Raw genomic sequence first — 23,185 nt, 5'->3', positions numbered from 1 at the left:
TTCATTTGGATAGTTATGCCATTGAAGGAAGTCATCTATGATCACATTCTTAATGACTCATAAAACGAATTTAAATTCATATTGCTCAAAAATTCATCAGCAATTTCTGTCAGCTCATTGGGTTTGAGTATCAGAGCATTACTGGTGTTGAGTGCCTGCCGTAGGTAGTCATCCTTAACAGAGTTCTCAAAAGAATAAGAGCTGAAAACAGAAGCCATCATGGCATACAGCTCTTCTGGTGAGGATGGGTCATGAGCGCCATATTCCGGCCTGTTGGCATCACCGCCCCAACAATAGGTTAAACAATCGCCTTTCGAGCGTGTCACTCCGTAAAGATAAAGACTGAAGGCCTGTATTAACGCATGCAAGCATCTCTCGTTTGAATCACTCAAAAAGCCTGCATCCTCAGGAGATATCCCAAGGTGGGCTAGTTCGTTTATTTGCGACAGTTGCTTCGAGTTCAGGCTATTCTCAACGGCTGTTTGAATCAGAGCTTCGATCTTTTCATAGAGCACAGAGCCGTACCAGTGAGGTTGCCCCACGATAATCACCGGACGGTGGTTTGCCTTGCCCGAGTTTAACTTCACAAATGCAGGATGGTGCAGCAACATTTTTTCTATATTCGGAGTGCCCTGAGGTTCGTCCGTCCAGACGGTCTTTATGGATGAGCTGGTCATTTTTTCTTCAAGCAGTGGCGAAAACCCTTCATGACAATGAGTGACGAACAAGGTATCACCATGTTCCCGTTGGAAGCGTTTATAACTGCGTTCCCATTCCAGGCTATTTTTTCCCCTGGACAATAATCCCCGGTACCACATTTTCAGACACTGGGCGGCTCTGGCCTTTAGCTCATCGACGCCTTCCAGACGCACCAAAAGCTGATGATGTTCAATGGCTCCCTTAACAAGGCTCTTGCAGTCCGGCAGTGGATCCAGCCATCCCGATTTCAGGGCTTCATAGGCAAAGTGAATAACCGAAGGGTTGTCCAGGTTACTCTCTTTCAATATACGTGTTATTGAATTCAACCAGTCTTCAGGGTCGGCCCCAGCCTGATTTATCATTTTTGAGTGCAGTAACCTGAGTTGTTCAGTGACCTGATTTTCATCACTTTTGGACAATATCTGTTTGACCGCCTTGGACATTGGCCTGTGACGACCTTTACTGTCATCCAATTCGCCGATCAATTTCATCTCAAAATAGCCCAATGTTTCTGTCTCCAGTAATATTGAGACACCCATGACAAAACCGGTTAAATCTCCTCTCGCCCAGAGATTCAATACCGTGTTGTAAGTGTTCAGGTTCGTTGCTGGCAGTGCACTGCCTGTCTCAAGGACGTTGTTCAATTCCTCAAGGCCCATACCCATGGCCTCAGCCAAAGCTTGCCGTTGTGCTGAATCAGCCTCTTTCAGGAGATCACCGATCTTCTTCGACTCAGAACCAGAACCGCTGACCCTTCTGTTGGGCTGGAAGAAAGACAGGGTTTTTGTTGCCTCGACAGGCGACCCGCCCAAATCCACTGGCTCCCAGGTTTGACCACCATCCACAGAACACTCTGCAAAGGCATGGGTACGGTTAGATATTTGCCGACATGGAATACCAAAATAACGACAAAAAGCGATAAAAACAGGCACACGATGACGACAGCTGCCTTGCCGCTGTGTTATGAGGAAGTGCAAAAAATTGCCATTTTGCTCTGGCATAGCAGCACCGGAAAACTCTCGGCAATAGTCCCCGATTGCATCAATGCGTTGTCTCGTGTTTTCAGCGCTTTTTATTCTCTGCAAAGGCATTTGTATTTCGGGTAGTTGTTGCTCAATGTTCTCAAGCAGTTCCCTGAGTACTGTTTTCATACCTTCTGAACAGTGGCTGTCAAAACCTGTTGATCGTTCGCGGCGGGCTGCTCCGGCAGGTGTTTTCTGGTCCGCTTTTCTGTGTTCTACAACATAAGCAAATCGGATACTCTGGTTGGCTTTGGCCTCTGGAGCAGAGAGTGTGTGAAGCCCGGTATATCGATCCCTGATCAGGGTGAATGGCAAACGGGGTTCTGTTCGCAGGGCCACGATATAGTCGTTAACTGTCAGGCTGGGCAATGCAAATTGACCATTGTCGGATGAGATGTCCAGGGTTGCCAGGGTTTGATCGCTGGCTAATATCAGTTCCTGATCCTGTTCTGGCAACCGGGCAGGTATGAGAACTTCGGCCCCCTGTATGAACTGATGACTGATATTGATACTTTTGATTTCACCCTCAGCAGATACATAAATATCCTTTGCCCACCATCGATAAATCCCGGGAAAATGGTTCGGTAAATCAAAAATTATATAGCGGTAAATTTGTGGCTTTTGCAGAGCCTTATAGTTCGTTTTCCGGTCTAATGCCGGAGCCTGTTCCTCGTGGTCTTCCGGGAGGTATTTTTCAGGAGCCTTATCACCGTCAATAGTCAACGCCCGGTTTAGAGGTTGTGGCTCTTGGTCGGTTCCCTGAGCCAATGCCGGAGCCTGTTGGTCATGGACTTGTGGTATGTCTTGTGATGCATCGTTAATAAAATTGTCTACCAGATGATTCGTCAGATCACTTAGCTGGTTCCAAAATGCAGACCACCCTTGAAGGTCACGAGCGTTCCATGCACTTATCTGCCGATCAGCCTCCTGAAGGTAAGGCTGGCAAGCCGATAGTCTCAGCGTTTGTTTCTGTTCTTCCGTCATGGGAAAAACACTATTGCCGTCTGCGCCTGCCCAGCCAAACTGGCGATCAAACCAGCGTTGCTGCCAGTGTCGGTATAGTGCCCGGATGAGCGTATTGTCGGACTCATCCGGCTTCAGGGATAGACCGGATGCCTGCCATTTTGCCTGAGCTACCCTCTTGATGATTTCCTTTTTGGCGTCCTCTTCATTCAAAAGAGTGTTGAAACAAATTTCGTGGTTTTTTTCATCAACACTGTTGTGATCACTGCGTCGAATCAGCCATGGACGATCAACGTCCGGTACTGTCCGGTTGAACCATTCGCACAGGCCGGAATCAAGTTCACCTTTATCAAGGGCAAGAGCCGAAGATTCGGGCAGTTCATCCAGCGATAGGTTGGCAGCCATCAGGTAAAGCCGGTAGTGTTGATGGAGGCATTGATGAAGTGCTCTGTCAGTAAAATCGCCGCCTCTGAAGACAGCCCTGGCGACATTCTGTAAATCACGGCTGGTGGGTTGCAATGGCAGTTTTTTGCGCTGCAGGTAAGCCCTTAAAAGACAATGTTTTTCTGTTAGCTTTTTAGCGACGAATGTCCATTCCGGGGACTCTGGCAACAGCTTTTCGGCAATGGTCTGTAATTCTGCCGGGTTATACTGCCGGATGGGCAAATGCCGAAAACGTCCTTTCAGCGCTGGTGATAAGGGTTTTCGCCCACTGTACTCAGGCGGGTTGATGGTGGCAAACAGGTGGAAACCCGGATGGGCGTCACCGGCCAGAATATCGTTTAACTCACCTTCCAGGTGCTGGCTGTCGATCAGATTCATTTCTGAAATCACCACGATGCCGCCATCGACTTTTGCCTTTTGGATCTTTTCACACAGTTTGTCCCAGGAACAATCACAGGCATTCAGAAGATAGACTTCCGGCATGTATTCATCCTGTTGCTCAGCCTGCTTTTTAATAGCTTCAATCACCAGGTTCAGCGTGGCATCTTTACCTCGTCCCGCCGGGCCTTCAATCAGTGTTGCCTGACGACCGCCGTGTTTCCTGATGAAATGATAAGCCTGCTGACAGCGGTTTAAATCCTGTCCAAGTCGTTGCACCAGCTCACAGACTGCCGATCCGGAGGTATCAAAGTCTGGTCGGATTTTTTCGCTGACTGTGCTGAAGGTCTGCTGAATATCTGACAGGGTCTTGTTACGAACTCTGTCGCTCAGGGTGTTCTCTGATTTGTAACGGGCAGCAAACCAGATTTCCAGTGCTGACAGGGCATCCTGCTGAGTCTCGGTGATTTCAGGCCCCAGTACATCCCGAAAACTTTGTTGGATCAAACTGTTTATTTGCTCACAGGTCACAGTGCCGCGAGCGGGCAGGGCATGATCCAGATACCAGCCCACCCAACTGCAGATATCCGTTAAATCCCTGGGGGTAAACTCATGCTCTGGCAACAGCTCCTGATAATATTGCCAGAGTGCCATCACACTGTTGCTGGCACTGTCTGCAAAGTCGTTTATTTGATGCTCCGGCAGATGCTCTTGTAGATGCCTGAACAGAGCCGGTTCCACCACTCTGTCCCGAAGGAATGCCTGATCCAGGCGAGGGTAGTAAACTCTGGGCAGTTTCTCTTTCAGGGCCGGGTCCATTTGGCGCCCGGAGTAATGATCCGGGTTGCCGGTAAGAATCACCCGGTGTTTCGGGCCGACCCTGACAGGATGGCCATTGACGTAAATGCAGGGTTGCGGTTCCCAGAGGCCGTTCAATGATGCCAGCAATCCGGCTTTGGCCAGGTTGGCTTCATCCAGAACCAGAGTGACATAGTGTCCATCCTTGTCGGACGGAGTCTTGGCCCATTCCATCAATGCCCGGTTTTGCTGCACCATCGAGCGGTCGCCGTCGGCGTGTTGTTGCCACTGCCAGCGTTTCATCAGGGTCTGTTCGCTGTCAGAAGGTCCAAGAGAAATGACCGCAGCCCGTCCTGAAGCCCTTGCCATTTTGGCGGAAAAGTAACTTTTCCCGGTGCCGGTTTCTCCCTCAAGGAATAGAACGGGAGAGTCTTTAAGCCGGTCATGGAGCCGGGATAATCGACGGCTTTCACGATCCTCTTGACTCATCTTGCCGTGATAAAGATCCTGGGCCAGTGCTGACAATGGCCTATAAGCAGAACCCCTCCGTAGCGAATCAGACAGTCGATTTTCTATGCGTTCAATGCGTTCTGCGTCAGGATTTTCTGTGACATATTCTCCCCTGGCAATGTGTAAGCAGTCGCAGACCAGAGCGTGAATGGCATCGGATCGGGTCTGCCCCAGTGGCAAAGACAACAGCCAGCCAGAGGCCAGTGCGTCTTGCAGACGTTTGATCTGTCTTGATGGCCTGACGACTAAGGATTGATATTGTTCTGCTGCCGCTGGATCGACTGCCAACTGATTCGCCATTGCCTGTTGTTTTTCTTCAGGAGCATGGGCCAGGATCATGGCGCAGAAACTGTCCGGGACTCCTTGTCCATCCCATTCTGGAAATGGATTGTCATAGGACAGTTGTAAGTCGCCATTAAACACCGCCGGGTCAAAGGCCCGGGCCAGTTGCCAGGGGTTCTGCTCCACAAACTCTCTATCCAGCCGCAGGGCACTGTTGATGATGCCATTTAACCGATCCGGGTCTACCGAGGCGGCTTGATCCTTGTCCGGTAACAAGTACCAGCAAGCCACTTTCATAAAATCACGCACTGACGGATTCTGCCGGGTGCCGTGGGTGATAACGCTGTTGATAGCCTTGCGCCAGTGGCAGGGCAGGAGCTGTGGGGACTGGTCGGTCTGCCGTGCTCGCCGGGCAGCCAGTATCAGGTTATTCAATAACCCTTCGGTCATTTCAGGCAGAGGATTACAAAGGTCGCCAGGTACGGTTTTAAAGGCTTCGTAAAGTGAGCAAATTGCTTGTTCTGGCAATTCAGTCCGGGAGATATCATGCCTGTCGGCATTGATATCCCAAAGATCGACTTCAGGACAGGGCTTACCCGTGGAAACCAGCGAATTAAATACTGAAGATGAGCTTTTCAAAGACTCAGGACAGAGGAGTGTGACACGAGCTTGTGGGTAGGCCTGTAATTGACCATTCACCAACAGAGGTTGCCCAACCATCAGGGGTTCCAGAAGCTGCTGAAGCGCTGGATTAGTCTCCAGTCCCAGAAGCACAACAGGCTTACCCGCAGTCAATGCCTTCTGCAACTTACTTTGACTTCGTCCAAAATGGGCCTTTTGTTCCGAGGCGATATGGATATTATCAAATAGCTGGTTGAAGCCGGTCTGTTCATTGACCTGAATGACCAGAGGGGCTTCCGGCTGATGATTGATCCAGTGATTTGCCTGGGCATTTTGCTGGTAAGTGGCGGTATTAACGGCGACAGTATCTCTGATTGTATTTTGTAGCCTGGACAAAAGGCATTCGTCGTGTTCATTCAACCCCAGAGCTTCCGGCTGCTGTTTAGAATGAGCCACCTGAAGTTTGGGTTGCAGGCCGGTTGTCTCGCGAATCGTCTGCAGTGAACCGAGCAAACGAAACCAGAGTGCCTCAGTGAGGGGAGAGGTTACGGTGACGACACCTCCCGCCTGAACCTGTTCCAACAGACAGGTGTTGGTTGTTGCATAGCCTTCCGGGGCAATGGCAGTAGGGCTCAGCCATTCGCTGATATTACTCTGGTTAATAATGATTGGGTTTCCTGGTGCATTATCAGAGCAGGAGAGGCTTTGAAACAGTGAATAAAGCTCGTCATTGTCAACCGGCATTTGATAAAACTGAACATCGTCGGGTAACGGACAGACCTTGTCATTGCTTTCAAAGCACTGTTGCGCCAACAGCTGTCGAATCGTCTGCTCAAAAGTCAGGTCCTGCCAGTCGGCTCCTTTCAGAATGACTCGTTGTCCGGCTTTCAAAGACTCAAGCCTGCCGGGTATATGCTGGATTCGCCCCTGTTTATCGACTCCGGGACCGCCCATCAGTAACTGTCGCCAGTGACTGTGCAAGTGACAGTTAATTAAAACACTTTTGTCGTTTATGGTGCTTTCGCTGGAGGGGAGTTCAGCCAAAACCGGAGGAACCTTGTTGACAGTCATCGACGGGTGATTGCTGATTCGAGCTTCGAACTGCCAGGTATTACCTGGCCGATTAATGCGCCGCCAAAAGTCAGCGCCTGGTGCGCCGACCGGCGAAGCTTCGTCACGCTTGCCAACCGATGCCAACTGTTTAGGGTCTGCCACAACCAGCACAGAAACATGCTCACCCAGAGGGCGTTTCTGCTGGTTGACTTTGTCGTACAGACAGGGATTATCCGGGTCCAGCAGATCGTTAAATTTGGGCAAATCCTCGCTGCTGAGTTTTCGGATATCTATCAACAGGGTTAATGGCTCTGAACCTTCAAAGAGCTTACCTGAACGCAAAGTATGGCGACCCTCCCCGGAAATGCTCAACCGGGTCACCAGATTAGCCTGTGAGAGGTCATCGGGATGAGAAATGAGGGTGACATCCTGATGTTCATCGCAGGTTCGGGCAACCAAAAGCTGTCGAACCTCATCATCACTGGCGACAAAACGAAAATCGAAGGCGTGAGGTTTTTTTTGCAGTGAGGAATCGGCTGAGGATACGGTTCTCACTTTGTCAGGCATTGCCACCGAAGAGGGCGATGTCTTCAGTTTGGACGTCACCTGGTAGCAGATTTCTATGCCCTTTTCCTTTTCCTCTGATGGTTGCTTGGCTGGCACACGTCCATCAGGCACGTATCTCTCAAGAACAGGACTGTCTGTTTTTTCACCTATCTGACCATGCATAATCAATCTCTCTCCCGGAGGACTGCTTGAAGTTGGTTAATCGTTTGACCTTCAGACAGGAGAAAAGTTCTATTGGAGGGTTACCCGAAACCATTAAAGGGAAATCACTGGTCTCGAATAACTCATCACGATCCGGCTACTACCTGGTCCATCACTGCGTCACAAAGCGAATTCAAATTCACGCTGTGCAAAAACTCCTTGGCAATTTTTGTCAGCTCATGGGGTTTGAGCACCAGGGCGGTGCTGGCGTTTTGAACCTGCTTTAAGTAGTCAACCTTAACAAAACACTGAAAATCGAAAGAGCTTCCAATTCGATCCATCATGGCATACAGCTCTTTGGCTGAGGATGGGTCACGAGAGCCATAGCAGCTGCCCGGATCATACGACCTGTTGATGAGTGCATTACCCCAGCAATACGTTAGATGACCAGCCTCCGAGAGTGTCAAGTCACAGAGATAATGACAGAAGGCCTGCTCAACCGCTTCCCGACATTTATCTTTCAGGCTATATTGCGTATCTGTCGCAAAAAAGTTATTTATCCTCCCATCTTCGAAGAACTGCTTCATGCGAGGGCTGTTGCTGACTTTTTGAAACAGGGCTTCATACTTTTCACACATGTCTCCGTCGCCCCAGTTAGGTTTCCCCAAGATAATCACCGGACGGCGGTTCACCTTGCCCGACTTTAACTGCTCAAACGCAGGATCATGTACCAACATTCGTTCTATATTCGGAATGCCCTCAGGTACCTCCGTCCAGACGATCTGCATAGATGGATCGAGAATTTTCTTTTCAAGGAGTGACGAACTCCCATCATGACAATGAGTGATGAAGAAGGCGTTATTTTTTTGCTTTTGGAAGCTTTCATAGACCGGCGGCCATACCTGGCTACTCTTTCCTCTGGGCAATAATTTCCTGTACCACATTTTCAGGCAATGGGCGGCTCTGACCTTGAGTTCATCGATTCTTTCCAGAGTCAGCAACAGATTATGATGTTCTCTGGTCATCGTAACAGGGTTTTCATCGTCCGGCAGTGGATTCAGCCAACCCGATTTCAGTGCTTCATCGGCAAGGCGAATAAACGAAGGGGTTTCCTCATCACTCTTTGCCAATATATCCACTATTGATTTCATCCACTGGTGGGGGCTGGCTCCGTTCTGAACAATCATTTTTGAATACAATGACCTGAGTAGATCTGTGACCTGATCTTCGTCACTGTCGGACAAAATTTGCTGTACTGCTTCCGACAGCGGTTTATAGGTATACCCAGGGCCGTAACGCACATCACCGACCAATGCCTGCTCGTCAGGGCCCAGTGCTTCTGCCTCTAGCGACTCTAATAGTGAAACACCCGATGCAAAACCGGTTAAATCTTTTTTCTCCCAAAGGTTCCTTACTATTTTGGCTTGACTCAGATCATCGGTTACTGGCAATGCACTGCCTGTTTCAAGAGCTTTGTTCAGCTCCTCAAGGCTGATACCACAGGCTTCAGCCAGAGCCTGCTGTTGTGCCGAATCAGCCCCTTTCAGGAGATTCTTGATCCTCCTTGACTCAGTGCCACAACCACTGGCCCAATGGATGGGCTGGAAGTCAGGCAGGATTTCTGTTGCCTCGACAGGCTCCCCGCCCAAATCCACGAACTCCCAGGTTTGGCCTCCATCCAGAGAACACTCTGCAAAGGCGTGATCGCGGTTAATAATCTGTCGGCATGGAATCTCAAAATAACGACAAAGAGCGACAAAAACAGGCGTACGATGACGACAACTGCCTTGCCGCTGTGTTACCAGGAATCGAAACAAATTTTCACCGCACTTGGGTATAGAATCACCGGAAAACTGTTGGCAATAGTCCTTGATTGCCTCGGTTTGTTGCCTGATGTTTTCAGCTTTTTCCACGGTCTGCAGAAGCCGCTTTAATTCCGCTGACTGGTCCTCAATGGCCTCAAACAGTTCTTCCAGCACTGTTTTCATACCTTCGCAGCAGTGGGCGTCAAAACGTTTTGATTGTTCCGATCGGGCTTCTTCAGCAGCTATTTTTTCGCCGGGCTCCCTGGGTTCTACGACATAAGCAAATTTAATAATCTGGTTGGCTTCGGCCTCTGCAACTGTCAGTGTGTGAAGCCCGGTATATCGGTCCCTGACCAGGGTAAATGGCAATTCGGGTGTTATGCGCAGGGCTACGATATAGTCGTCAGGCGTCAGGCTGGGCAATTCATATCGACCATTTTCCGATGACCATTCAAAGGTTGCCAGCGTTTGATCTCTGGTTAATGTCACTTCCTGGTCAGGTTCTGGCAAGACTTCCGGAATCAGGACTTCGGCCCCCTGCAGGTGTTGATCATTAATATCGATCCATTTGATATCGCCCTTGGCAGACACAAAAATATCCTTTGCCCACCACCGATACATACCGGAAGAAAGGCCCGGCCTGTTAAAAATTATATGATTGTCAGTCTGTGACTTACCCCGTTTCCCGTAGCTTGTTCTCCGGTCCAATGCCAGAGCTTCTTCCTCGTGGTCTTCCGGATTGTATTTTTCAGGAGTGTTATCATCGCCAGTCGTCAGGGCTTCGTTAACAGGTTGTGGCTCATGGCTCGTGCTCTGAGCCAATGCCGGAGCCTGTTCTTCGTCGATTTTTGCAGCCCGCGCCTGGTCAACATAATGGTCAACCAGATGGCTCGGCAGATCACTCAGCTGATGCCAAAATGCAGGCCACAGTTGAACCGCATTGGCGTTCCATGCACTTATCCGGCGATCAGCCTCCCTGAGGTAAATCTGGTTAGCCGGTAATTTCAGCGTTTGTTGCTGTTCTTCCGTCAGGGGAAATACACGATCAGCGTTCACGCCCGTCTGGGCAAATTCAGAAGAAAACCAGCATTGTTGCCAGTGTCGATACAGCGTACTGGTGAGCACATCATCCCACTCATCCGGCTTCACAGAAAGACCGGACGCCTGCCACCTGGCCAGGGCCACTCTGTCGATGATTTCCGCTTTGGTTTCCTCATCGCTCTGAAGAGCGTTAAAGAAAATTTCATGGTTTTTTTCATCCATACCATTGCGATCACTGCGTCGTATCAACCACGGGCGATTAATGCCCGGTATCGTTCGGTTGAACCAATCGCAAAGTTCAACATCGGGCTCTCTTCTGGCCATGGCAAAAGCCGATGACTCGGGCAGTTGTTCCAGCGTTCTTTTGGCGGCCATCAGGTAAAGCCGATAGTGCTGATTGAGGCATTGATGAAGTGCTTTTTCGGTGAAATCACCGCCGCTGTTAACGGCCTTTGCCACATTCTGTAAATCAAGGCTGGTGGGCTGCAACGGCAGGTTTTTCTTTTGCAGACAAGCTCTTAATCGACAATGTTGCCGGGTCAGCTCTTTAGCCACGCTTTTCCCCTGCTCAGTTTGCGGCAACACTTTCTCGGCAATGGTTTGCAATTCGGTCGGGTTGTACTGCCGGATGGGCAAATGTCTAAAACGTCCTTTCAGCGCCGGCGATAGCGGTTTTCGGCCGCTGTACTCAGGCGGGTTGATGGTGGCGAACAGGTGGAAACCCGGATGGGCGTCACCGGCCAGAATATCGTTTAACTCACCTTCCAGATGCTGGCTGTCGATCAGATTCATTTCTGAAATGACTACGATGCCGCCATCGACTTTTGCCTTCTGGATCGCTTCACACACTTTGTCCCAGGAACAATCACAGGCATTCAGGTAAAAGACCTCCGGCATGGATTCTTGCCGTTGCTTTGCCTGCTGTCTGACACTTTCAATCATCAGATTCAGCGTGGCATCCTTACCCCGCCCAGCCGGGCCTTCAATCAGTGTTGCCTGTCGTCCACCGTGTTTCCTGTCAAGGTGATAAGCCTGCTGACAGCGACTTAAATCCTGCCCAAGCTGTTGCACCAGTTCACTGACTGCCGATCCGGAGGTATCAAACTCAGGTCGTTTTTTTTCGGTGAGTTGCATGAAGGGCTGCTGTATATCCCTGAGGTTCTGTGTACGAACTTTGTCGCTCAGCATGTTGTCCGGTTGGTATCGGGCAGTAAACCAGATTTCCAGTGCCAGCAAGTTATCCTGATAAGTCTCGGCGATTTCCGGACCCAGAAGATCCCGAAAGCTCTGCAGTATCAAACTGTTTATTTGCTCACAGGTAACAGGGTCAACGCTGGGCAGCGCACGATCCAGATACCAACCGACCCAGCTGCAGATATCCGTTAAATCCCTGGGGGTAAACTCATGTTCTGGTAACAGTTCCTGATAATATTGCCACAGTGCCATCACACTCTGGGTGGCACTGTGTGCAATGTCGTTTATTTCAGTTTCAGGCAGATGCCGTTGTAACTGATTGAGCAAAGCTGGTTCCACTACTCTGTCCCGAAGGAAAGCCTGGTCTAAGCGAGGGTAGTATGCCCCTGGCAGTTTCTCTTTCAGGGCCGGGTCCATTTGGCGCCCGGCGTAATGATCCGGGTTGCCGGTGAGAATCACCCGGTGTTTCGGGCCGACCTTGACAGGATGACCATTCACATAAATACAGGGTTCCGGTTCCCATAAGCCGTTCAATGATGCCAGTAATCCGGTTTTGGCCAGGTTGGCCTCATCCAACACCAGTGTTATGTATTCGTCGTCTTTGTCGGATTCGATCTTGGCCCATTCCATCAACGCCTGGTTTTGCTGCGCCATAGAGCGGTCGCCGTCGGCGTGTTGTTGCCACTGCCAGCGTTTCATCAGGGTCTGCTCGCTGTCGGAAGGTCCAAGGGATATGACCTTGGCCTGTCCTGAAGCCCTGGCCATTTTGGCAGAAAAGTAACTTTTCCCGGTGCCGGTTTCTCCCTGCAGGAATATAACGGGAGAGTCAGCAAATCGTTCATAGAGTCGCGACAATCGACGACTTTCACGATCCTTCTGATTCGTCTCGCCGTGATAAAGATCCCGGGCCAGTGCTGACAAGGGCTTATCAATGGAGCTGGTCCATTTCAGTGATTCAGACAGTCGCTGTTCTACACGTTCAATGCCTTCTGTCCTGGAATTCGCTGTTCTGGCTATGTGAAAACAATCGCTGGCCAGAGCCTGAATGGCATCGGATCGGGTCTGCCCCAGCGGCAAGGACAACTGCCAGCCAGAGGCCAGTGCATCCTGTAAACGTTTAATCTGTCTGGTTGGTCTGATGGCTAACGATTGACAGGGCTCTGTTGCCTTCGGATCAACTTCCAGCTGATAGGCCATTGCCTGTTGTTTTTCTTCAGGAGCATGGGCCAGGAGCATGGCACAGAAACTGTCCGGGACTCCTTCTTCGTACCATTGCGGAAATGGATTTTCAAAGGACAGCTGTAAGTCGCCATTAAAGACTGCCGGGTCAAAGGCTCTCGCCAGAGGCCACAGGTTCTGCTCGACAAACGTTCTATCCAACTGCAGGGTGCTACTAATGATGTCATTTAATTGATCCGGATCTACCGAGGCGGCTTGATCCTCATCCGGCGTCTTATCCGGGAACAATTGCCAACAGGCCACTTTCATAAAATCACGCACGGACGGGTGCTGCCGGGTGCCATGGGTAATGACGCTATTGATTGCCTTGCGCCAATGGCAGGGCAGAAGATGTGGCGACTGGTCAACCTGCTGTGCTCGCCTGGCGGCCAGAATCAGGTTATTCAATAACCCCTCGGTCATTTCAGGCAGAGGGTTACAAAGGTCAGCAGGTACGGTTTTAAAGGCTGCGTAAAGTTCATTAAGTGCTTGTTCTGGCAGCTCAGTCCGGGAGATTTTATGCCTGAGGACATTGATACCCCAGATATCGATCTCAGGACAAGGGGTGGCTGCGGCGACCATCGAAGCGAATACTGAAGATGGGCTGTTCGCAGACTCAGGCCAGAGTATTGTGACATGAGCCTGTGGGTAGGCCTGTAATTGGCCATTCACCATCAGAGGTTGCCCGACAACCAGGGGCTCCAACAGCTGCTGAAGGCTTGGGTTACCCTCGAGACCCAGCATTACAACCGGCTTGCCAGCCGTTAATGCCTCCTGCAATTGACTCTGGCGTCGCCTGAAATGGGCCTTAAGTTCCGAGGTGATATGGATCTCATCAAATAGCTGGCTGAGGCTGGTCTGGTCATTAACCTGAATGATCAAAGGGGCTTCCAGGTGATCTTTTATCCAGTGACTTATCTGGGCATGATGCTGGTAAGTGACGGTACTAAAAGCGGCCTGATTCCTGCTTTTTTTATCTTGCTGATGGCTCCCGGGCAGAGGGCACTCATCATTTTTTGTCAATCCCAGAGCTTCCGGTTGTTGTCTTGAATCGACCACCCGAAGCCCGGGCTTCATGCCGGTCGTTTCGCGAATAGTCTGCAATGAGCCCAGCAAATGGAACCAAAGAGCCTCAGTGAGGGGAGAGGTTACGGTGACGATCCCTCCCGACCGAACCTGTTCCAAAAGACAGCTGTTAGGGACGGCATAACCTTCCGGGGCAATGGCAATCGGGCTCAGCCATTCCCTGATATTGCTCTGGTTAATGATGATCGGGTTTCGTGGTGCGTCGAGGGAAAGTCCTTTCTCATCGTGTTTGTCAAAACAGCAGGACAGGCTTTGGAACAGTGAATGAAGCTCGTCATTCCCCACCGGCATTTGATAAAACTGAACATCGTCCGGTAACTGACAGACTTTCCCGTTGCTCTCAAAACACTGTTGCGCCAGCATTTGTCGGATCGTCTGTTCAAAGGCCAGGTCCTCCCAGTCGGCCCCTTTCAGAATTACCCGTTGCCCAGCCCTTAATGACTCAAGCCTGCCGGGGGTGTGCTGGATTCGTCCCTGTTTATCGACTCCGGGGCCGCCCAGCAGCAACTGTCGCCAGTTATTGTGAAAGTGGCAGTCAATTAGAAGGGTATTGCCGTCTATAGCGCTCTCGGCAGAAGGGAATTCAGCCAATACCGGAGGAACCTCGTCGGTTTCCATCAACGGCTCATTGCTGGTTTTTGCGTCAAACTGCCAGGTATTGTCCGGTCGATTAATTCGCCGCCAGAAGTCTGCACCCGGAGCGTCGGCCGCAGGCGCGTCGTCATGCTGGCCAACCGATGCCAATTGCACAGGGTCTGCCAGGACCAGCAGAGAAACATGAGGTCCCAGAGGGCGTTTCTGCTGACTGACTTTGTCATACAGACAGGGGTTATCCGGGTCCAGCAGGTCGTTAAATTTTGGTAGCTCATCGCTGCTGAGTTTTCGGATATCCATCACCAGGGTTAATGGCTGTGAAGCCTCAAACAGCTTGCCTGAACGCAGAGTCTGGCGACCGTCGCCGGAAATGCTTAACCGGGTCACCAGATTAGCCTGTGAGAGGTCATCGGGGTGAGAAATAAGGGTGACATCCTGATGTTCATCGCCGGTCCGGGCAATTAAAAGCTGTCGAACTTCATCATCATGGGCGACAAAACGAAAATCGAAGGCATGAGGATTTTTTTGCAGTGAGGAATCCGTTGAGGATACGGTTCTCGCTTTGTCAGGCATTGCCACCGAAGAAGGCGATGTCTTCAGTTTGGACGTCACTTGGTAGCAGATTTCTATGCCCTTTTCCTTTTCCTCCGATGATGGCTTGGTTGGCACAGGTCCATCAGGCACGTATCTCTTAAGCGCAGAACTGTCTGTTTTTTCACCAATCTGACCATCCATAATCAATCTCTCTCCCGGAAGACTGCTTGAGTTGTTTTGTTGTTTGACCTTCAGACAGGAGAAAAGTTCTATTTGGAGGGCTACCCGAAACCATTAAAGGAAATCACCGGTCTCGAAAACTCATCACGATCCGGCTACTACCTGGTCACTCAATGCGTCATAAAGCGAATTCAAATTCACGCTGTGCAAAAACTCTTCGGCGATGGTGCTCATCTCATCGGATTTGAGTACCAGTGCATTATTGGCGTTGTGTGCCTGACGCAAGTAGTTATCCTTAACAGATTGCTGAAACGCGGAAGAGCTCTTTATTTCAAGCATCATGGCATGCAGCTCTTCTGGTGAGGATGGGGCATGAGCGCCATAGCTGTGTTTTTGCCAGCCCTCCACACCAGCATCGGCCCAGCAATAGGTTAAGCAACCGCCTTTCGAGTGTGTCACTCCATAGAGATAATGACTGAAGGCCTGCAGAATGGCTTTCCTGCAGTTGTCTTGTAAATTTCCCACAAGAACATCCTCCCTGAGTGAAAGCTTAAGGGGTTCCAGAATGGCTTCGTACCTGCTTAGGATAACAGACCTTTTTTTCTGATATTCTTCTTCCAGAGTTCGATCTCGCAGACGACCCGGGACTTTGTTGCGATCCCTTAGCAACGCTGCAAGAGTGTTTTGGAGTTGCTTTTTTGTTGCCTGCACTTGATTGAGTCTTTCCAATAAATGCTTCAGGTCTGGACGGTTCTCAGCGAGTCGTTGTGACAGGGCTTCGACCTTTTCATTCAACAGTGTATCGTCCCAGGAAGGCTGCCCCAAGATAATCACCGGACGATGATTCGCCTTGCCCGAGATTGACTTCACAAAGGCAGGATGGCGCAGCAGCATCCGATCTATACATGGAACGCCCTCAGGTTCGTCCGTCCAGTCTTTTTTTATAGACGAGCTGATAATTTGATCTTCCAGAGATCGTGAAAAACCATCATGACAATGAGAGACCAGCGAGGTCCTGACTTTTCCCCACCGGGGGATTTCATAAGCCCGCTGCCATAGCCCGCAATTTTTTTCTCTGGACAGTAATACCCTATAGAACTTTTTCAGGCATCGGTCGGCTGCAACCTTCACTGCATCGATACCTTGCAGACGCACTAATAGCTCATGGTGCTCACGGAACTGTGGATGATTTCTAAAAAAGGTCGGCACACTATCCAGCCAACCCGATGTCAAAGCCTTTTGGGCAAAGTCAATAACCGGAGGCCTGGTCAGGTCACTGTCTATCAGAATTTTCACCATTGAAAACAACCAATCCTGGGGGGCCGCTTTGCCCTGAACAATCATTTTTGAGTGCAATATCCTGAGTGGTTCAGTGACCTGGTCTTCATCACTGTCAGACAAGATTTGTTTGACTGCCTCCGACATCGGTCTACTGTAGATATCCAAATCCCTGTCAGCTACAAGACTGACCAGACTTTTCTCTTCACTGCTCAATGTTTCTGTCTCCAGCGACTCCAGGATTGAGACGCCCATGGAAAAACCGGTTAAATCTTTTCTGTTCCAAAGGTTCACTACCATTTTGGCAATGCTTAGATGGGCTGCGGGCAATTCACAGCCTGTCTCAAGAGCTTTGTCCAGTTCTTCAGGACTTATGCCACAGGCTTTGGCCAGAGTTTGCTGTTGTGCCAGATCAGCAGTCTTCATAAGGCCCTGCAGGAGATTGCTTTTCTTCTTTAACTCAGTGCCAGAACCAGAGAAAATTTTGATGGGCTGGAAGTCGGGCAGAATTTCTGTTATTTCGCCAGGTCTCCCGCCCAAATCCGCTGACGTCCAGGTTTGGCCGCTATCCGTGGAATACTCTGCAAAGGCGTGGACATTGTTAACCATTTGTCGGCATGGAATCCCAAAATAACGACAAAAAGCAATAAAAACTGGTACACGATGACGACAGCTCCCCTGCCGCCGGGTTACGAGGAAGTGAAAGAAATTTTGATTGTGCCCGGGTGCAGCAGCGCCGGAAAACTCTGTGCAATAGTCCTTGATTGCCCTGATCCGTTCCCTCGTGTCTTTGGCTGTTTTTATTCTCAGCAGGGGCTCCTGTATTTCGGTTGGTTGCAGGCTAATGTTCTCAAGCACTCCTTTCATTACCGTCTTCATACCTGCGGAACAGCGGGCGTCAAGACGGTTTGATGTGTTTGATCGGACTTCTTCGGCAGAAGTTTTTTTGTCTGGTTTCCGGGATTCTACGACATAAGCAAATCGAATACTCTGGTTGGCTCTGGCCCCCGGAACAATCACTGTATGAAGCCCGGTATATCGGTCTCTGACCAGGGTAAATGGCAATTCGGGTGTTATGCGCAGGGCCACTATATAGTTATCAGGCTTCAGGCTGGGCAAGGTATAGCGACCATTCCTCGGTTTACAGTCAAAGGTCCCCAGCGTTTGTTTGCTGGCTAATGTCGCTGGCTGGTCATGTTCTGGCAAGAGGGCAGGTATGATGACTTCGGCCCCCTGTATGTGTCTGTCATTGAGGCTGATCGCTTCGACTTCGCCCTCAGGAGACACATAAATATCTTCTGCCCACCATCGATACAGCTCGATAGAAGGGTAATTCTGATGAAAAATTATATAATCGATATGCCGTAACTCACCCAGGTTCTCATAGTCAGTGATATGGTCCAATGTCGGAGTCTGAGCTACAAGGGCTTGCGGATTGCATTTTTCAGGCGCTTTATTTGCAGGCTGTGGCTCATGGTTCGGTCTCTGACCCAATGCCGGAGCCTGTACCTCGTGGACTTGTGGCATGTCTTCTGCAGGAGCCTTATCACCGCCAACAGCTGATGCCTGGTTGCTAAAATCGTCTGTCAAATGGTTCAGCAGATCACTGATCTGAAGCCAGAACCCAGGCCAACATTGAACTTCATCGTCTTTCCACGCGCTTATCCGCTGATCAGCCGCCTGAAGATAAGGCTGGTTAGCTGTCATTTTCAGCGTTTGTTTCTCTTCTGCCGTCAGGGGAAATACGCTGGCAGCGTCCACACCAGTCTGGCCAAACAGACGATCGAACCAGCATCCTTGCCAGTGTCGGTACAGTGCCCGGGTGAGAATATCGTCCGACTCATCCGGCTTCAGGGAAAGACCAGATGCCTGCCACCTGGCCTGAGCCACCCTCGTAATGATTTCCTTTTTGGCTTCCTTTTCAGACAGATCAGTGTTTATACAAATTTCATGGTTTGTTTCATCAATACTGTTGCGATCGCTGCCTCGTATCAACCACGGGCGATCGATCCTGGGGACCTTTTCGTTGAACCATTGGCAAAGTCCGGAATCAAGCTCATTTTTACCCATGGCAAGCGTTGCTGACCTGGGCAGTTTGTCCAGTGATAGGTTGGCGGCCATCAGATAAAGCCGGTAGTGCTGATTGAGGCATTGATGAACGGCTTTTTCGGTATAATCGCCTCCTCTCTTAACAGCCATGGCGACATTCTGTAAATCGCGACTGGTCGGCTGTAACGGCAGGTTTTTCCGTTGCAGGCAGGCCCTTAAGAGACAATGTTTTTCTGTTAGCTTTTTAGCGACGAATTTCCCTTTTGAGGACTCTGGCAACACTTTCCCGGCAATGTTCTGCAATTCTGCCGAGTTATACTGGCGGATCGGCAAATGTCTAAAACGCCCTTTCAACGCCGGTGATAAGGGTTTTCGCCCGCTGTACTCTGGCGGGTTGATGGTGGCGAACAGGTGGAAGCCCGGATGAGCATCGCCGGCCAGAATATCGTTCAACTCCCCTTCCAGATGCTGGCTGTCGATCAGGTTCATTTCTGAAATCACCACGATGCCGCCTTCCACTTTTGCCTTCTGGATCGCTTCACACACTTTGTCCCAGGAACAATCACAGGCATTCAAGAGAAAGACGTCCGGCATGGATTCTCCCCGTTGCTCAGCCTGCTGTCTGACACTTTCAATCATCAGGTTCAGCGTGACATCCTTACCCCGCCCGGCCGGGCCCTGAATCAGCGTCGCCTGACGGCCGCCGTGTTTTATCTTGCGATGATTAGCCTGCTGACAGCGACTTAAATCCTGTCCCAGCCCTCGTACCAGCTCAATGACTGCTGATCCGGAGGTATCAAACTCAGGTCGGAATTCTTTGGTGAATGCTTCGAAGTCCCGCTGAATATCTGGCAGGGTGTGGTTATGAACTCGGTCGCGCAGGGTGTTGTCCAGTGGGTAACGGGCGGCAAACCAGATTTCCAGTGCCGAAAGGGCATCCTGTTGAGTCTCACTGATTTCGGGACCCAGTAGATCCCGGAAACTTTGCCGGATCAAGCTGTTCATTTGCTCACAGCTGGCACTCTCTCCTTCGGATAACGCACGATCCAGATACCAGCCCACCCAACTGCAGATATCGGTCAAATCCCTGGGAGTAAACTCATGCTCGGGCAACAGTTCCTGATAATATTGCCACAGTGCCATCACGCTCACTGTAGCATCGGGTAGAATTTTGTTTATTTGAGGTCCTGTCAGATGCCGTTGTAACTGATTGACCAGCGCCGGTTCCACCACTCTGTCCCGAAGGAAAGCCTGGTCCAGACGTGGGTAGTAAGCTCTGGGCAGTTTCTCCTTCAGCGCCTGGTCAAGCTGGCGTCCGGAGTAATGATCAGGGTTGCCGGTGAGGATTACCCGGTGTTTTGCGCTGACTTTGACAGGATGAGCATTCACATAAATGCAGGGTTCCGGTTCCCACAAGCCGTTCAATGACGCCAGCAATCCGGCTTTGGTCAGGTTAGCCTCATCCAGCACCAGGGTTATATATTCTCCATCCTTGTCGGATTCGGTACTGGCCCATTCCATCAACGCCCGGTTTTGCTGCACCATAGAGCGGTCGCCATCAGCGTGCTCTTGCCACTGCCAGCGTTTCATCAGGGTCTGTTCACTGTCAGAAGGTCCAAGGGAAATGACCCAGGCCTGTCCTGAAGCCTTTGCCATTTTGGCGGAAAAGTAGCTTTTCCCGGTGCCGGTTTCCCCTTCAAGGAAGATAACGGGAGAGTCTGTAAGACGGTCATGGAGTCGGGATAATCGACGACTTTCACGATCCTTCTGACCTGTCTCGCCGTGATAAAGATCATGGGCCATTGCTGACAGGGATTGATCAGTGGAACCCGGCCATTGCATTGATTGAGACAGTCGTTTTTCTATGCGTTCAATGCGTTCTGCGACGGGATTCTCTGTGACATATTCTCCCCTGGCAATGTGGAAACAATCGCTGGCCAGAGCCTGAATAACATCGGATCGGGTCTGACCTGATGGAAGGTTTAGCTGCCAGCCAGAAGCCAGTGCATCCTGTAAACGTTTGATCTGTCTTGATGGCCTGATGGCTAACGCTGGACATTGCCTTGTTGCCTCCGGAGTGACTCCCAACTGGTACGCCATTGCCTGTCGCTGTGCTTCAGGTCCATGGGCCACGATCAGGGCACAGAGTCTGTTGAACGCTTCTTTTTTATCCCACATAAAAAATGGTTTTTCATAGGACAGAAGAAATTTTTCATTAAATGCAGCCGGGTCAAAGGCACTGGTCAGTGACCACAGGTTCTGCGTCACAAACGCTCTATCGAACTGCCGGGTACTGTTGATGATGGTCGCTAACTGATCAGGGTCTACTGTGGCGGCCTGATCCTCATCCGGCAGTAACTGCCTGCAAGCCCATTTCATAAAATCACGTACTGACGGATTCTGCCGGGTGCCATGGGTAATAACGCTATTGATAGCCTTGCGCCAGTGGCGGGGTAAAAGCTGCAGGGAGTAGTCAACCTGCTGTGCTCGTCGGGCGGCCAGTATCAGGTTATGCAACAACCCTTCGGTCATTTCAGGCAGAGGGTTAGATAGTTTGTCTGGCACGGTTGCAAACGCTTCGTAAAGCTTATCAAGCGCTTGCTCTGGCAGCTGGGACCGGGGGATATTATGCTGGTCGGCATTGATATCCCAGAGATCGATTTCGGGGCAGGGTTTACCCGTGGCAAGCTTCGAACGAAAGACTGGCGATGGGCTTTTGGCAGACTCAGGCCAGAGCAGGGTGATATGAGCCTGCGGGTAGGCCTGTAATTGGCCATTCACCAGCAGAGGCTGCCCAGCAAACAGAGGTTCCAGCAGCTGCTGAAGGGTTGGATTACTTTCGAGTCCCAGGAATACCACCGGCCTGCCAGCGGTTAATGCTTTCTGCAACCCACTCTCACGTTGTCCAAAATGGGCCTTTTGCTCCGAGGTGATATGGATATTATCAAATAGCTGGCTGAAGCCGGTCTGTCTATTGATCTGGATGACCAGAGCTGTCCCACAGTGACGGTTGATCCAATGACTGGCCTGGGCAGGTTGTCGATATGTGACTGCCTCAAAAGCATTGTGGTCTCTGACTTTTTTCTGTAACTGAGGGCTCCCGGACAGAGGACCCTCATCGTTTTCTGCTAATCCCAGGGCTTCCGGCTGCAGTTGCGAATGAGCCACCTGAAGTCTCGGCTCCAGACCGGTTGTCTCACGAATAGTCTGCAGTGAACCCAGCAAACGAAACCAGAGTGCCTCAGTGAGGGGAGAGGTTAGGGTGACTGTCCCACCCGCCTGAACCTGTTCCAACAGACGGGTGTTAGGCACGGCATAGCCTGCCGAGGTAATGGCAATCGGGCTCAGCCAATCGTTGATGTTACTCTGGTTAATGATGATCGGATTTTCTGATGAATGATCAGAGCAGGACAGACTTTGGAACAGTGAATGAAGCTCGTCCTTCCCCACCGGCATCTGATAAAACTGAACATCGTCGGGTAATGGACAGATCTTCCCATTGCTCTCAAAGCATTGTTGCGCCAGCATTTGCCGAATCGTCTGTTCAAAGGCCAGATCCTGCCAGTCGGCCCCTTTCAGAATCACCCGTTGTCCAGCCCTTAATGACTCAAGCCTGCCGGGGATGTGCCGGATTCGGCCCTGTTGATCCACACCGGGGCCACCCAGCAGCAACTGCCGCCAGTTGCTGTGTAAGTGACAGTCAATTAGAAGGGTGTTGTCGTCGTCCATAGCGCTCTCGGCAGAAGGGAGTTCAGCCAATACCGGAGGAACCGCGTCGATTTTCATCGATGGCTCATTGCTGGTTTTTGCGTCAAATTGCCAGGTATTGTCCGGTCGATTAATTCGTCGCCAGAAGTCAGCTCCCGGTGCGTCGTCACGCTGGCCTACCGATGCCAACTGTTCAGGACCTGCCACGACCAATAGAGAAACATGCTCGCCCAGAGTGCGTTTCGTCTGGCTGACTGCGTCATATAAACAAGGGTTATCCGGGTCCAGAAGATCGTTAAATTTAGGCAGTTCATCGCTGGTGAGCTTTCGGATATCCATTATCAGGGTGAATGGCTTTGAACCTTCAAACAACTTGCCTGAACCCAGAGTGTGGCGACCATCGTCGGAAATGCACAACCGGTTCACCAGGCTGGCCTGTGAGAGGTCATCGGGGTGGGAAATAAGTGTGACATCCCGATGCGCATCGCAGGTTTGGGCAACCAAAAGCTGTCGAACCTCATTATCATTGGCGACAAAACGAAAATCGAAGGCATGAGGGGACTTTTGACGCAGGGAATCCGTTGAGGATACGGTTCTCGCCTTGTCAGTAGGCATAACCTGAGATGACGATAGATTAAGTTGGTCACTGAAATCAGTGCAAACAGCTTTAACCGTAGGCGATAAGTCCAAATCCAGCCTTGGCCTCTGGGCTGGCACGTCACTACCCGGAACGGGTTTGTTGATTTCTCTACCAATCTGACCATCCATAATCAATCTTTCTCCCGGAGGACTGCTTGAAGTTGTTTAATCGTTTGACCTTCAGACAGGAGAAAAGTTCTATTTGGAGGGTTACCCGAAACCAGTAAAGGACAATAAGTGTAGTTGTCAGTGCTATCCAGTGGACTATAACGTTAGTTGTCAGTGCTACCCAGTCATGGTTGAGTGTATAGGTTGTTAATGAATACTGAGGTGCCGGACCGGGTGAAACCGCAGCGGCCCAAAAAGGCATAATGAACCCCC

The 23,185-nt window shown here is 50.6% G+C and carries 3 protein-coding genes; all 3 read right to left on the bottom strand.

Translation table 11 applies throughout. The features are described 5' to 3' along the window. Positions 1–41: 41 nt before the first annotated feature. The 3 genes from ACOMHB_RS22525 to ACOMHB_RS22515 all read right to left on the bottom strand — a co-directional run bounded on the left by ACOMHB_RS22525 (position 42) and on the right by ACOMHB_RS22515 (position 22,933). The gene (locus ACOMHB_RS22525) at positions 42–7,499 is read right to left on the bottom strand and encodes an AAA family ATPase (RefSeq protein WP_448218294.1); all 7,458 of its coding nucleotides are present in this window, start codon (positions 7,497–7,499) and stop codon (positions 42–44) included. Positions 7,500–7,624: 125 nt separating this feature from the next. Beyond that, positions 7,625–15,151 (bottom strand): AAA family ATPase, encoded by a 7,527-nt coding sequence (locus ACOMHB_RS22520; protein ID WP_448218293.1) that lies wholly within the window; start codon positions 15,149–15,151, stop codon positions 7,625–7,627. Between the two features lie 123 nt (positions 15,152–15,274). After that, complete coding sequence (locus ACOMHB_RS22515; RefSeq protein ID WP_448218292.1) at positions 15,275–22,933, bottom strand: AAA family ATPase; 7,659 nt, start codon at positions 22,931–22,933, stop codon at positions 15,275–15,277. Between the last annotated feature and the right edge of the window lie 252 nt (positions 22,934–23,185).

The organism is Endozoicomonas sp. 2B-B (genome assembly GCF_053470045.1).
Note: the sequence above shows the minus strand (reverse complement) of the source record. Positions and strands in the feature narration are given on the sequence as shown.

Bases quoted from the DNA above. Each gene is read 5' to 3' on its own strand.
- ACOMHB_RS22525 (WP_448218294.1), bottom strand. From the start codon at position 7,499: ATGCATGGTCAGATAGGTGAAAAAACAGACAGTCCTGTTCTTGAGAGA.
- ACOMHB_RS22520 (WP_448218293.1), bottom strand. From the start codon at position 15,151: ATGGATGGTCAGATTGGTGAAAAAACAGACAGTTCTGCGCTTAAGAGA.
- ACOMHB_RS22515 (WP_448218292.1), bottom strand. From the start codon at position 22,933: ATGGATGGTCAGATTGGTAGAGAAATCAACAAACCCGTTCCGGGTAGT.